Genomic DNA, 13,467 nt, shown 5'->3' with positions numbered 1-13,467 from the left:
ATTTAAGATTCATAAATAAAACTTAAAAATGATTTCAATTTATTTAAATAGAGAGTTCAAATTAGTTTCTCTCTTCTCCTTAAGTTTTTTTACAATCTTCAAAAAAGCAATTGCTGTAATATAAGCATCTCCCAAAGCAGTATGCCTGTCTTTTTTAGAAATATCAAATTTGTCTGCAAGATCATCTAAGGTATAATGGTCTTTCCTTTCAAATAAATGAGACTTAATTAAAGTCTTTTTGTACAAAATTGCAGTATCTAATCTCTGATTTACTAATTGAGATAAACCATTTCTTTCTAAAGCTTTATTAATCATTGTAACATCAAAAACAGTGTGATGCGCGATAATAATCGAATCTCCCAGGAAATCTAAAAATTGCTGTAAAGCTTCTGACTCACTCGGACGTTTTAGAACAAAAGCTTTTAAAATTCCATGGATTTGAGCCGTTGATTTATCATAATGTTCCTGCTCAATGTATACTTCAAAACTATTTTGAATAGCTATAATTCCATTTTGCAAAACAAGGGCTCCAATACATAAAATTCGGTCGTTTTCGTAATCAAAACCGGTAGTTTCGGTATCTAAAACAACAAAACGAGTTTCTTCAATAGTAGTATTTTCATCAAATAGATTTTCTTCTTTTTTCCAAAAATTAAATAAACTCATACTTATATTACGTTTGAAACATTAAACCTTACGCTTATTAATTCCTGAAGCTCTTTGATGGTTTTAAAGGTTCTTTTGAGCTTTATTTTTTCCATTTTTGATAACGATTCTAAGGCAATAAATTGCCCTGAATCATGATGTAAAAGCCCTTGTTTGGTTCTGAATTTCAATAAAGCCTTAAAAGAATAAGAACACGATAAATACAACTCACTGTTATTAGGTTCTAATTCGGCCAGTTTTTCAAATCGCTCTGCTGTGTTGCTGATTCCTTTAACCGAATGCGATAAAATCAAAACACGTGCGGCATCTGTCAAAGGCATTAAAGCTCTTCTTTTTATATCAAAATTGTCTTTGTTGGCTCCATCTTGTTCTACTAAAAACTGTCTAAAAAAACCTGTTGGCGAAGGACTTTGTAAGGCACCACTAACCAAATGAACATAAAAAATCGGATTTGCTTTTACATCCTCAAAAATAGAATCAGATAATTGACTCGCTATTTCTGTATCACCATAAGTTACACTGTAATCAAAAAATATAAATGATAGTAAAACCTCATTTTTCCCCGGATTTGTAATCCAATGATGCACCTGATTTTTCCACTCATCAAGGCTCATACACCATTTTGGGTTCGAGGCCATCATTTCGGCCGGACAATAGTCATAACCAATTTCAAAAAGCCCTTTGTTAATAAGGGCTGCAAATTTTAAAAAGTATATTCTGGTTTCGTCTTTAAAAACGTCAGAAACATTTTCGTACACTATGGCATTATCCTGATCCGTATGTAACATTTGTTCGCCTCTTCCCTGACTTCCCAAAGCTAACCATGCAAATTTTACCGGTGGGGGACTGCTCATTTTTTCAATACACATTTCGATAACACGAGTCGTGCAGGCTTCATTTAATTCGGTAATGATTTTAGAAATCAGTGTCATCGGAATATTTTGATCTAAATATCCCTGAAGCAATTGCATGATTCTATTTCGGATTGGCTTAATCTCTTTGATTTTTTTGGCCCTTTTTAAAGCTTTGATCAAAACGGCTGGGTTATTCCCCAGTGCAACCATAACATCATGTTTTGATAAAATCCCAACCGCTTTGGTATTAATTGTACCATCTTTAGTTAAACACAAATGACTTATATTGCTTTTCATCATTGCCATTTGAGCTTCGGTAACTGTCATTTTCTTTGGATAAGTAATAACAGGTTTCGTCATAATCGCTTCAGCTGTTGTTAGTATCGAGTAATCTCCGGTTACGATTTTATTACGCAAATCTTTATCGGTTAAAATACCTATCGGAAGCATTTCATCAACAATTAAAATAGCACCCACTTTTTTCTTGTTCATAATCTTGGCAACATCTCTTGCAGTGGTTGATGGCGAACAAGTAACAATTTTTTTAGAATATTTTATAGGCGTTAAATCAAAAGAATTGGTATCAGAATGCATTGTGTTATGCTCTAAATCATCGCCATACAATTTATCTTTATGAATATCAGAATACGGATTTCGGGTATTTGAAGCGTAACTTTCAATCAGGAAATTTCCAACTGTTCTGTTTTCCAGCGCATAAGGTTTAAAAACCGCAATCGGGATCGCATATAAAATACTTTCTTCATGCGCAACAGCTTCCATAATATAGTTTTCCTGCGCCAAAAGCGGACGCAATCCAAATATATCACCTTCATCACACATATCGAGAACTGTGTTTTTTGTACTTTTCTTTAAAGCCACAGCGCCTTTATGAACGACATAAAAAGAATCATGTGTTTTTTCATTTTCAGCAAAAATAACAGCATCCTTGTCTTTGTATATAATCGAAATTTGCTCTGATAGCTTTTCTAAATCCATTTTGTGCAAAAAGCTAAAAGGAGGGAAGTCCTTTAAAAAATCGGCAACTCTATGTGATATGGTATTTTTCATGCGTGAGATTTAGGTTCTAAAATACTACTTAAAAATAGAAATCTAAAAGAAACACGTTAATTTTTTTATAGCCGCAAAGGCGCTAAGTTGCAAAGAATTATAAAACTTTGTGCCTTAGCGCCTTTGCGGCAGAATGTCCCAAATTGGAACTTTATTATTTAGTTTTGCGATTGTTTTTTTCGGATTCGCATATTGATAAATTCAACGGCTAATGAAAATGCAATAGCAAAGTACAGATAGCCCTTAGGAACTGCACCTATGTGCTCACCTGCAAGTGTAGCACCTGACAAATGCATGCTTTCTGTGATCAGCATAAATCCGATCAGGATTAAAAATGAAAGTCCTAATATTTGAATCGATGGATTTTTATTGACGAAATTTCCAACAGGAACGGCAAATAACATCATAACCAAAACAGAAATAACAACAGCTGTAATCATGATTATTAATGCCCCATGAACGCCATTAGTCATACCAACCGCTGTTAGGATCGAATCGACAGAAAAAATTAAATCGATCAGCAATATCTGAACAATAACATTAGAAAAAGATTTCTTTGCAGCCGTTTTAATCGTTTTTTCCTCTTCTCCGTGATGATCTACTTTTTCGCTTATTTCTTTGGTGCTTTTATAAAGTAAGAATAAACCTCCTAGGAATAAAATTAAGGCCTGACCTGTAAAATTGCCTTCAAACCAACCCCAATGAATGCTGAATAATGTAGCCTTCATGGCAATTAAATATGAAATCCCCATTAAAAGCGCGATACGCATGAACATGGCTAAAAACAATCCAATTCGCGTAGCTTTTTTTCGGTCTTCTTCGGGTAATTTACCGGTTACAATCGATATAAAAATGATGTTGTCTATTCCTAAAACAATTTCAAGAAATGTCAATGTGAATAGAGCAATCCAGGCATCAGGATTTAAAAATACTTCCATTTTCAAGTCAATTTTAAATTATTAATTTCTTTAATCAATTTTAAAAACCTTGCCGCGTTGTTTTTCTTCAGAACCAACCATTCCAAATTCAAAAGTATATGAATCTTTAGAAGTCGTTAATATCTTCATACTGATTGCTTTTTCTTCAGCCATATTTTTTGGATGTTTCTTTTGCAAGACATATTCACAATCACTTACCCAGCGTACAGTAGAAGTATCCGTTTTTCCATCAAAAGTCTCGATTTCGATATTGTCTTTTCTTTCAAAAAAAGTTGTTTTTTTAACGCCATTCACTTCAAACTCAAATTTGAATTTCCCGTTTTTAAAGTCTTTGCAATTGTGTTCTGCGTTATAACACGAGAATAATGTAATTAACGGTAAAAGGAATATAATTTTTTTCATTTTAAATAGGTTGTTTTAGGAGCTATTTCCCGCTGTCCTTCCAAATCTTTTGTGTCCGCCACGGCGGACACAAAAGGATTTCCCTTCCCATCGGGGCTAGAAAAATATCGGGTAAACAAGAAATATTGTTATAATTGAGGCGATCATAATATTAAGGAAACATAGAAAGTATAGATTCCGTCTTCTATTTTTATCAGACTGTTCATCAGCTAATTTTGTTCTGCAAAACCGAATCAAAATCCACCACGAAAGGCCGCCAAAATAAGCATGAAATTCTATCATTTCAATCTTTTTAATTCATCATCTGTAAAGTTCTTGATTTCTTTTTCTTTGGCAAACTTTTCGGCATTGTAATTTCCGGATTTATTCTTCGGAATTGATAAACTATTCCAACTTCCATTTTTCAATTGTTTGGCATAAAAAACAATTTGCCCAACATGATACGGATAATGTGCCAATTGACGATTAATGGCTTCAATAACCGTGTGACCTTCATTTCGAATATAAATAATATCCGAAAGTTGTTCATGCTTTAAACTGTTTAAAGTATCCAGAAAACAACCCCAGCCTTTATTCCAAGTTTCTAAAACTTCTTCTTTTGATTGTAAATCACTTTCAAATTCGGCATCACGATTGCGCCATTCTTTTTCTCCGTCAGAGGTTAAAAAGTCGGTCCATCGCGAAAGCATATTACCTGCAATGTGTTTTATGATGATTGCAATACTGTTGGTGTCTTCGTTTACAGCAACAAAAAGCTGTTCCGGTTCTAATTGATTCATCGCTTTTTCTCCCAGCATTTTATAGTACAAAAACTGTTTTTTAACGCTTTCTAAATACGATTCAGTAGCTTCCATATTTATACAATTTTAATGTCATACTTATCTAAAAGTCCCACGATTCCCTGATTCGAAAATTGTGCTTTTCGCATCGGATTAAATTCGGGATCAATTTTGTAATTGTAAGCTGTTCTAAAATCGACAGCTGCTAATTGTGTTTCATTAAAAATAGCACCATCTAAATCACAATTATCAAAAACCGAACTGGTTAAATTGGTTCCTATAAAAGTAACTTCTCTCACAGAACAATTAATGAATTTGGTTTTAGGCATTTTTTTGTTGGAGAAAATAGCATAATCTAAAGCAGTTTCTTCAAAATAAACCTGAAATAGAAAATCGTCACATTCATTAAAAGCAATTCCTAAAAGCTTGCAGTTTTTAAAAGTGACATTCTTTAAGTTTGTACCAGCCAAACTTGTCATCGACAAATTACAGTCTATAAATTCGCAGTCTAAAAAAGTATTATAAGCAAAATTACTGTTGGAAAAATCGCAGTTTTTAAAAACACAATCTTCAAACTCCCGATTGTTTATTTTTTTGTCAATATAATTGACCTTTTCGAAGGTTTTCTGAATGTGAATTAGGCTTTCCATAGTATTGTTTTTGCAGGTTAGGTTTATTGAATTGAAGAATTAGTCATTAAACAAACCTTTCATAATAATTTTCAATCCGTAAAAAATTAAAAACATAGCACTTAAACAAGCCACAATCCCAATTCCTAAAACCAAATAATGCCAATTCGTATGTTGATTCATAAAAGCATTATAAATCAGTGAAGGCCCAATAAATAATAGAGGCAACGAACCTGATAAATATTTAATTCCTTTTCCTAATAATTCTTTATTTGTTGCCATCTTTTTTTGTTTCAAGTTTAAAAAGTTTCAGGTTTCAGGTTGGAAAACTTAGCGATCTTTGACAAAAATTAGTAGGCAAAAGTCTTGTGACCTTGCATAAAAACTTTGCGAACTTTGCGATTAAACTTTTTTAAGCAGTATAATTGTCGACAGCATTTCTAACACTGCCGTATTTTTTTAATAATTCAGAGGCTTCATCATACGAAACTGGAATTTCTCCCATAATCATTTTTACACCTCGATCGACTAATTTAATATTACTCAATTGCATATCGACCATTTTGTTGCCTTTTACTTTTCCAAGCTGAATCATAGCAGCAGTAGAAATCATGTTTAAAACTAATTTCTGAGCTGTTCCGGCTTTCATGCGGGAGCTTCCTGTAATAAATTCCGGACCAACAACAACTTCTATCGGAAATTGTGCTGTTAGCGCTAAAGGGCTACCAGCATTGCACGTAATGCAGCCTGTAATGATATTATTTTGATTACAGGTTTGTAAACCACCAATAACATACGGAGTGGTACCAGAAGCAGCAATACCAATGACAATATCTATTTCATTTATATGATATGCTTTCAAATCCAGCCAGGCCTGTTCTGCATTGTCTTCTGCATTTTCTACCGCACGACGAATCGCAGTGTCTCCACCGGCAATAATTCCGTTTACTAAATCAAAAGGAACTCCAAAAGTAGGAGGGCATTCAGATGCATCAACGACGCCTAAGCGTCCTGATGTTCCGGCACCAATATAAAAAATTCTTCCCCCAAGTTTTAATTTGGCTACAATTTGCTCTACTAATGCCTCGATTTGTGGTATTACTTTTTCGACAGCATGAGGAACGGTTTTATCTTCCTGATTAATATTGGTCAGCAATTCATTGATAGACATTTTTTCTAAATGTTCATACTTTGATGCTTGTTCAGTTGTTTTGGTAAATGTCATTTTTCACTGTTATTGGACTGGCCAAAATTAATCTTTTTTATTGCAATCTCGAAATTTCAACAGCAAAGTCACAAAGATTTAATTTCTTATTGTTTTTTTGTTTTAATTCTCATCTAAACAGTGGATTTCTTGAATCCTTATTATTAAAAGAACTAAAATATTATATTTGTTAAAAGATTAAAAATAAATGGATAGATTAAGCTTATTGCAAGGGATTGCCAGGATCTCTGTTTTTGTGTCTTTGCTGATGGCGTTTTTTTTACTGACCGTTAAAACCGAAAATAAATTAGCCAACCGTTTATTTGCCTGGTTCTTTATTGTTTCTGCTGTTGATCTTAGTGGTTTCTTTGTTTTCGATTACATTCAGGATTATCTGAATTTGGTAATTTTTAGATGGACAATCTGTTTATTGGCAATGCCTCTATTTTACCTTTATGTATTGTCCGTTTGTTATTCTGATTTTAGATTAAAGTGGAAGCATTTAATACATTTGCTTCCTATTATTGTAGTTAATTTGGTTTTCCTTCCAAGACTTTACCTCGCACATGGCACGAATAAGAAACTTTTTGAAACCATCGATCAAATGCCCGAAATATATCTTATTCAGATTTTAATTGAATTTCAATATGTATTTTATATCGTTAGCGCGTTTTTAATTTTGAAGAAATATAAAGAGATTTATTTGGAAAATTATACCAATCCGAGTGCTTCAACTTACAAATACCTTTTTCAGATGACGACTGTTTTTCTTATTGCACATTGTTTAGTAGCATTAAAAAATTTATTACGGTATACAGATTACAGACAAATATTTCTTTGGTTAAATGTAGTAGTAGGAACTGTGGCTTTATTTATTACCTGTTGGTTAGTAATGAAAGCCCTGAATCATCCCGAACTTTTTAGAGGAATCAATTCTAAATTAAAATTAACGAAAGATATTCTTCCGAAAAATAATGAAAATGAAATCGAGGTAAAAGAACATCAAAACGAAGTTGTTGACGCCCAAATTTCGACATTGAAACAATATATGGCGGAGAAAGAACCTTTTCTTGATCCGTCGCTTACCATTCAGGAATTGGCCAATCAAATTGATATTCCGGTTCGTGATTTGTCTGTTTTAATTAATCATAAAATGGATCAGCACTTTTTTGATTTTGTAAATGAATATCGCATCCAAAAAGCGATGAATATCCTTAAAGATCAGTCTAAAAGTCAGCTTACTGTTTTAGAAATTTTGTATGAAGTGGGTTTTAACTCCAAATCTTCGTTTAATACTTCTTTCAAAAAATACACAAATTTAACGCCGACAGCTTACCGAAACGCTTCGTAATTAGCGGTTTGTAAAAAGTCGTACTTCGCCCCTTATAAAGTCGAACCAATTTCTATTGAGGAAAATGGTTCGACTTTTTTTTGTCGGTCGAATCTGGAAAATTTCTAAGGCAACTTTGCTTCAAATTAATCGAACAAGTTAAAATTAGAAATTATGAAAACATCAAACCTCCTTATCTTTTTATTATTGCCATTCTTTTGCTTAGCACAATCAACAGTTAAATTAAAAGGAAAAATAGCAAGCGAAAAAACTCCTTTAGAATGGGCAGATATTTCAATCATAAATTCAGAAGGGAAAATTGTTGACGGAGCCACAACAAAAGAAGATGGAACATTTGAAATCAATCTTAAAAAAGGTACTTATAAAATAGACGTTAATCTTTTAGGATTTGAAGAATACGAAAAAGAGATTTCACTGGAAAATGATACTGATTTAGGAATCACTATCCTGAAAGAAAATGCAACAAACTTAGTCGAAGTTGTCGTTCAGTCTAAAAAGAAAACTATTGAACAAAAAACAGATCGTTTGGTTTACAATCTGGAAAATAATGTTACAAATGTTGGTGGCGATGCTTTAAGCGCCATTAATACCGCACCGGGAGTTGTCGTAAAAAATGATGCGATAAATATCTTAGGAAAAGGAACTTCCCGAGTTATGATTGATGGAAAAATTATTGAATTAGCCGGCGAAGAATTAAATAATTTTTTAAAATCAATTTCAGCAAGTGATATTAAAAATATTGAAATTATAAGCAATCCACCGGCAAAATACGAAGCGGAAGGAACTGGCGGATTGATTAATATGATAATGAAAAAAGGAGTTCGAGATTCCTGGAAAAACACTATTACGGCTTCTTACGATCAAAATAAATATGGGATTTATACTTTGAGAGATAATTTCTTTTATAACAAAAATAAAATTCGCTTTTCTGCCAGTTTAAACGGAAAAACAGGATATAAAAATGTAGAAGAAATCTCTAAAGTATATTTCAAGGAAGGGCTTTCAAATTTGAAAGCTACAACAAAAATAAAGAATGAAAATTTATCAGGAAAATTAGCTTTAGATTATGATTTTTCAGAGAAAACATCAGCTGGTTTTCAATTTATCAGCGACAGAAATAATCCGGATTTTCAGTCAGATATTATAATTGACAGATATAATACACAAAATCTATTAGAAAATTATACAATCAATAATAGCTTTGCAGACAGAAAATCGGGCAATCTAACCTATAATGCGCACTTGATTACAAAACTAGATTCTTTAAACAGGAGGCTATCTTTTGATGTAGATTACTTTAATTATAATTCGAAATTTGATCGTGAGTTTATCGCAAATGACTATGCGTCAGATGGTAACTTTATTAATGTAAATCAGTCAGGAAGAAATATTTCGAATCAGGATATTGACAACTGGAGTTTTAAGGCCGATATGGAACATCCGACTCAGGCGATAAATTTATCTTACGGCGCCAAAATGAGTTTTACAAATAGTATCAGTGATGTATTTTTTTACAATACAATTACAGGAACCCAGGTCTTAGATCCAAACCAATCCAACCGATTTAAATACACCGAAAATAATCAGGCGATTTATATTAATGGAGATAAAAAAATCAATGAGAAATGGAATCTTCAATTAGGATTGAGATTGGAAAACACTCAAACAAACGGATTTTCTGAAACAATGAATCAAACAACAGAAAATAATTATTTGAAATTGTTTCCAACGTTTTATGCTTCATACAAAAAAAATGAAAACAATAGTTTCAGTTTAAATTATGGAAAAAGAATCAACAGACCTCGTTTTGACTTGTTGAATCCGTTTAGAATTTACATCAGTAGTAATAGTTATTCAGAAGGAAACCCGTTTTTGAAACCTTCATTTAGTGATAATTTTGAGTTTGCACATTCTTATAAAGAAATCCTGAGAACTAGTGTTTTTGTCAATGCAATCACAAATGGTTACGGTATTTTATTTACTTCAAATCCGGAAACGAATACACAAATTATTACGAGAGAGAATTATTTTAAAAATTTGAATTATGGAATTGGAGAGAGTTATTCAGCAACTTTTGCAGATTGGTGGCAGAGTGAAAATTCATTGTATTTTTTAGGAGCCAAAACGGAATTTATTAAAGACATAAATGCAACTCCATCAAACAGTTTACAAATCGATTTTTCGACAAATAACACTTTTGTATTAGGTAAAACAACAAAATTGCAAATCGATTTTTCTTATACAACTCCTTTTAAAAGTGGTTTGTATGAAGTAGGATATGCGTCAAGTTTTGATATCGGTTTCAAACAGGATTTGTTTAATAAAACGATGCAGATTGCATTCCTGGCGAATGATATTTTTAATACCTCTTATTTAAAAGATTTTACTTCGGTTGTAAATGGTGTAAAACAGGTTTACAGTCAAACGGAAAGTAATAGATTCGTTCGTTTATCTGTGGTTTATAATTTTGGGAATAAGAAGATAAATGTGAAAGAGAGAGCTTTTGGAAATCAGGATGAGAAAAAGAGAACGGGGAACTAATTAGATAATTAGATAATTAGTCAATTAGATAATTGAATTATGAAAATGGAAGCACAAGATGTTCTTTTATTTTGTTGCGTGAGGGATGGACGCTGGCTACCGAAGTAGCGCATACAGCCCGACCGAATTTGCGAAAGACGCATATAAGCGGTTTGTTAAATAGCGCCTTTTGTGAATTTGGGCACGCCCTAATTATAATAGGAATGCCAATAGAATTCCGAGAACGATCATGGAAACTTTGGCAACATTGAATTTATGTCCTTCACTGCTTTCAAAAATAATAGTCGATGAAATATGAAATAGGATTCCGATGACAACTGCCGTTATTTCAGTGTAGTATTTGTTTAGAATCGGTAAATATTCTGATGCGATAGTACCAAGCGGAGTCATAATGGCAAATGTAAGCATGAAAGCAAAAATGGCTTTTTTGTTCAGACTTGCATTGATGAAAAATGTGGTTAGAATTACGGCAATTGGCAAATGATGAATCGCAATTCCGAGTGCTAAACCATGATGATGACTTACCGGGAAACCTTCTAAAAAGGCATGGATACACAAACTGATAAAAAGCAACCACGGAATTTGAGACATTTGTGCATGTCCGTGAACGTGTCCGTGTTCGGCCCCTTTTGAGAAAAATTCAAGGATGATCTGAAATAAAATCCCGACCATAATGAATAAACCAATATTATGATTGTGTGATTCGTAAACTTCAGGCAATAAATGCATTACGGTCAACGATAATAAAAATGAACCGCTAAAAGCAAGCAATAATTTTAGATTGGTTTTGTTTTTTGGTTTTAAAAACAAAGCCACAGCATAACCTAAAAGTACAGAAAATAAGGGTAGTAAGTAGTTCATCGTTATTGTTTAATCGTTGATTTGTTTATTCGGTTAATTGTTTTTTTGTTTAGCGATTAAACGGTTAAACAATTAAACGATTCACCAATCTATTTAAAAATCATGATTAATCGTTCGCTTTCGGTTTTATGGAATTTTTTGAGTTTGTAATCTCCAAAAATATCCAATAGAAAAATTCCGGCTTCGGCCATTAATTCTTCAAAATCTTTTAAGGTTAAAGCTTTTACTTTTTCGGTAAAATGATATTTATGTCCTTGATCTTCAAAATCAATTTCTTTAAAAATATGTCCGTCTTCAACGTATCTTTTGATTTTAAAATCGATTCCGTCAACTGTTTTTACTTCTTCAGGTACCAAAGTTTCGATTACCTGAGCCACATTCATAAAATCAATCACTGCAAAACCGTATTCAGATAAACTTTCTTTGATCGCTTTTAAAGTTGTAAGATTGTCATCATCACTTTCGAAATAACCAAAACTGGTAAACAAATTAAAAATAGCATCGAATTTTTCTTCGAATGGCTCGCGCATATCGTGCACCTTGAAATGCAGGGTTTCGTTGCTGTTTTTGCTGGCTTCGGCAATGCTGTTTTCAGACAAATCGGCGCCTAAAACATCAAAGCCAAGTTGGTTTAAGTAAATAGAATGACGACCTTTTCCGCAGGCTAAATCCAATACTTTTGCCTTTTCAGGAAGATTTAGGTAATGTGTAAGATTATCCATAAAAATCTGAGCCTCTCGGTAATTTCGGTCTTTATAAAGAATGTGATAATACGGAGTATCAAACCATGATGTAAACCAGTTTTCGGTGTTACGCTCCTGATTTGGTGTTGATGAGTTTGGTGCTTCAGACATTTATTCTATTTCAATTAATTCAAAGTACCGCAAATTTAGTGTATTTTTGCCGAAAAATAACTATTTCGCAAGGGGTAATATGCCTTTGCGATTGGAGTTGTTTTTTTAAACAAAAATAAAGATGGAAGAAAATTTTAGAATGATAGCCAAATGTTTTTTTGGTTTTGAAGAAATATTAGAAAAAGAATTACGTGATCTTGGTGCTCAGGATGTCGAAAAAGGAGTGAGAATGGTAAGTTTTAAAGGCGATAAAGGTTTTATGTACAAAGCCAATTTGTCGTTGCGTACAGCGCTTAAAGTTTTAAAGCCAATTTACTCGTTCAGAGCAAACAACGAGCAGGCATTATACAAAGGAATTTCGGGTGTAAACTGGTCTAAATTGCTAAATGCCAACCAAACTTTTGTAATTGATGCGACAGTGCATTCAACGTATTTTAATCACTCTGAGTTTGTTTCTCAAAAATGTAAAGATGCAATTGTAGATCAGTTTAGAGAAAGAACAGGTCAGCGTCCGAGTATTGATAAAGCTTTTCCTGATTTAAGAATCAACGTTCATATCGATAAAGATCAGGTTTCTGTTGCATTGGATACTTCAGGGAATTCATTGCACCAACGTGGTTACAGAACGGCTACGAATATTGCACCAATCAACGAAGTTTTAGCTGCGGGAATTTTATTGTTGTCCGGTTGGGAAGGTCAAAGTCACTTTTTAGATCCGATGTGCGGTTCTGGAACTTTTTTGGCGGAAGCAGCGATGATTGCTTGTAATATTCCGGCAAACATCAACAGAAAAGAGTTTGCTTTCGAAAAATGGAAAGACTGGGATAATGATTTATTTGATCAGATTGTAAACAGTTTGATGAAAAAAACAAAAGAATTCCATTATACAATAAAAGGTTTTGATAAAGCGCCAAGTGCTGTAAACAAAGCTAAAGACAATATCAAAAATGCTAATTTAGAAGATTACGTTACCATTTCAGAAGATAACTTTTTTGACACTGAAAAAGCGGTTGAAGGAAAATTGCATATGGTTTTCAATCCGCCATACGATGAGCGTTTAGATATTCATATGGAAGAATTCTACAAAAATATCGGAGATACTTTAAAGAAAAGCTACCCGGGAACAAATGCCTGGTTTATCACAGCAAATCTTGAAGCCTTGAAATTTGTTGGATTAAAACCTTCCAGAAAAATCAAACTTTTCAACGCAAGTTTAGAAGCACGTTTGGTAAAATACGAAATGTACGAAGGAAGTAAGAGAACGAAATTTCAAGTCTAAGGTTCTAAGTAGCTAAGATGCTAAGGTTTTTTTAGCTCATC

General features: G+C 33.0%; 13 protein-coding genes. 3 read left to right on the top strand and 10 right to left on the bottom strand.

Features of this window, described 5'->3' with window-relative positions; translation table 11 throughout:
* Positions 1-39 precede the first annotated feature (39 nt).
* From AC6CH4_RS17360 to murQ, 8 genes are all read right to left on the bottom strand, one after another.
* Positions 40-666, bottom strand: a complete 627-nt coding sequence (locus AC6CH4_RS17360) for a 3'-5' exonuclease (protein ID WP_498105156.1) — start codon at positions 664-666, stop codon at positions 40-42.
* Positions 667-668: 2 nt separating this feature from the next.
* Positions 669-2,588 (bottom strand): DUF294 nucleotidyltransferase-like domain-containing protein, encoded by a 1,920-nt coding sequence (locus AC6CH4_RS17355; protein WP_498105154.1) that lies wholly within the window; start codon positions 2,586-2,588, stop codon positions 669-671.
* 158 nt (positions 2,589-2,746) lie between these two features.
* A complete protein-coding gene (locus tag AC6CH4_RS17350; protein ID WP_498105152.1) occupies positions 2,747-3,526 on the bottom strand; it encodes a TerC family protein in 780 nt (259 codons plus the stop codon).
* 30 nt (positions 3,527-3,556) lie between these two features.
* A complete protein-coding gene (locus AC6CH4_RS17345; RefSeq protein ID WP_498105150.1) occupies positions 3,557-3,928 on the bottom strand; it encodes a DNA topoisomerase IV in 372 nt (123 codons plus the stop codon).
* Positions 3,929-4,206: 278 nt separating this feature from the next.
* Complete coding sequence (locus AC6CH4_RS17340) at positions 4,207-4,782, bottom strand: DUF1572 family protein (protein WP_498105148.1); 576 nt, start codon at positions 4,780-4,782, stop codon at positions 4,207-4,209.
* A 2-nt stretch (positions 4,783-4,784) separates the two neighbouring features.
* A complete protein-coding gene (locus tag AC6CH4_RS17335; RefSeq protein WP_498105146.1) occupies positions 4,785-5,357 on the bottom strand; it encodes a pentapeptide repeat-containing protein in 573 nt (190 codons plus the stop codon).
* 39 nt (positions 5,358-5,396) lie between these two features.
* Complete coding sequence (locus AC6CH4_RS17330) at positions 5,397-5,618, bottom strand: DUF6095 family protein (RefSeq protein WP_017498392.1); 222 nt, start codon at positions 5,616-5,618, stop codon at positions 5,397-5,399.
* Between the two features lie 130 nt (positions 5,619-5,748).
* Complete coding sequence (gene murQ / locus AC6CH4_RS17325; RefSeq protein WP_498105144.1) at positions 5,749-6,561, bottom strand: N-acetylmuramic acid 6-phosphate etherase; 813 nt, start codon at positions 6,559-6,561, stop codon at positions 5,749-5,751.
* A gap of 187 nt (positions 6,562-6,748) precedes the next feature.
* On the opposite strand from murQ, the gene AC6CH4_RS17320 reads away from it, so the two are divergent.
* Positions 6,749-7,891, top strand: a complete 1,143-nt coding sequence (locus AC6CH4_RS17320) for a helix-turn-helix domain-containing protein (protein WP_498105142.1) — start codon at positions 6,749-6,751, stop codon at positions 7,889-7,891.
* Between the two features lie 153 nt (positions 7,892-8,044).
* Positions 8,045-10,432 carry a TonB-dependent receptor gene (locus AC6CH4_RS17315; RefSeq protein WP_498105140.1) on the top strand — a complete coding sequence of 796 codons (2,388 nt, stop codon included), beginning with the start codon at positions 8,045-8,047 and terminating at the stop codon, positions 10,430-10,432.
* Between the two features lie 192 nt (positions 10,433-10,624).
* Here the strand turns inward: AC6CH4_RS17315 and AC6CH4_RS17310 are convergent, their stop codons facing one another.
* Together AC6CH4_RS17310 and AC6CH4_RS17305 are read right to left on the bottom strand one after the other, a co-directional pair.
* A complete protein-coding gene (locus AC6CH4_RS17310) occupies positions 10,625-11,293 on the bottom strand; it encodes a ZIP family metal transporter (protein ID WP_498105138.1) in 669 nt (222 codons plus the stop codon).
* An 89-nt stretch (positions 11,294-11,382) separates the two neighbouring features.
* The gene (locus AC6CH4_RS17305; protein WP_498105136.1) at positions 11,383-12,147 is read right to left on the bottom strand and encodes a class I SAM-dependent methyltransferase; all 765 of its coding nucleotides are present in this window, start codon (positions 12,145-12,147) and stop codon (positions 11,383-11,385) included.
* A gap of 121 nt (positions 12,148-12,268) precedes the next feature.
* Here AC6CH4_RS17305 and AC6CH4_RS17300 point away from each other — a divergent pair, with 121 nt between their 5' ends.
* Positions 12,269-13,426, top strand: coding sequence for a THUMP domain-containing class I SAM-dependent RNA methyltransferase (locus tag AC6CH4_RS17300; protein WP_026982114.1), 1,158 nt, complete (start codon positions 12,269-12,271; stop codon positions 13,424-13,426).
* The last annotated feature ends 41 nt before the right edge of the window (positions 13,427-13,467 follow it).

The sequence above is a fragment of the Flavobacterium sp. GQ95 genome (genome assembly GCF_059758655.1).
The sequence above is the reverse complement of the archived record's forward strand: the minus strand, read 5'-3'. Positions and strand labels throughout refer to the sequence as shown.

What these genes read in the sequence shown, in the direction of transcription:
- AC6CH4_RS17360 (WP_498105156.1), bottom strand. Translation starts at nt 666, where the DNA reads ATGAGTTTATTTAATTTTTGGAAAAAAGAAGAAAATCTATTTGATGAA.
- AC6CH4_RS17355 (WP_498105154.1), bottom strand. Translation starts at nt 2,588, where the DNA reads ATGAAAAATACCATATCACATAGAGTTGCCGATTTTTTAAAGGACTTC.
- AC6CH4_RS17350 (WP_498105152.1), bottom strand. Translation starts at nt 3,526, where the DNA reads ATGGAAGTATTTTTAAATCCTGATGCCTGGATTGCTCTATTCACATTG.
- AC6CH4_RS17345 (WP_498105150.1), bottom strand. Translation starts at nt 3,928, where the DNA reads ATGAAAAAAATTATATTCCTTTTACCGTTAATTACATTATTCTCGTGT.
- AC6CH4_RS17340 (WP_498105148.1), bottom strand. Translation starts at nt 4,782, where the DNA reads ATGGAAGCTACTGAATCGTATTTAGAAAGCGTTAAAAAACAGTTTTTG.
- AC6CH4_RS17335 (WP_498105146.1), bottom strand. Translation starts at nt 5,357, where the DNA reads ATGGAAAGCCTAATTCACATTCAGAAAACCTTCGAAAAGGTCAATTAT.
- AC6CH4_RS17330 (WP_017498392.1), bottom strand. Translation starts at nt 5,618, where the DNA reads ATGGCAACAAATAAAGAATTATTAGGAAAAGGAATTAAATATTTATCA.
- murQ (WP_498105144.1), bottom strand. Translation starts at nt 6,561, where the DNA reads ATGACATTTACCAAAACAACTGAACAAGCATCAAAGTATGAACATTTA.
- AC6CH4_RS17320 (WP_498105142.1), top strand. Translation starts at nt 6,749, where the DNA reads ATGGATAGATTAAGCTTATTGCAAGGGATTGCCAGGATCTCTGTTTTT.
- AC6CH4_RS17315 (WP_498105140.1), top strand. Translation starts at nt 8,045, where the DNA reads ATGAAAACATCAAACCTCCTTATCTTTTTATTATTGCCATTCTTTTGC.
- AC6CH4_RS17310 (WP_498105138.1), bottom strand. Translation starts at nt 11,293, where the DNA reads ATGAACTACTTACTACCCTTATTTTCTGTACTTTTAGGTTATGCTGTG.
- AC6CH4_RS17305 (WP_498105136.1), bottom strand. Translation starts at nt 12,147, where the DNA reads ATGTCTGAAGCACCAAACTCATCAACACCAAATCAGGAGCGTAACACC.
- AC6CH4_RS17300 (WP_026982114.1), top strand. Translation starts at nt 12,269, where the DNA reads ATGGAAGAAAATTTTAGAATGATAGCCAAATGTTTTTTTGGTTTTGAA.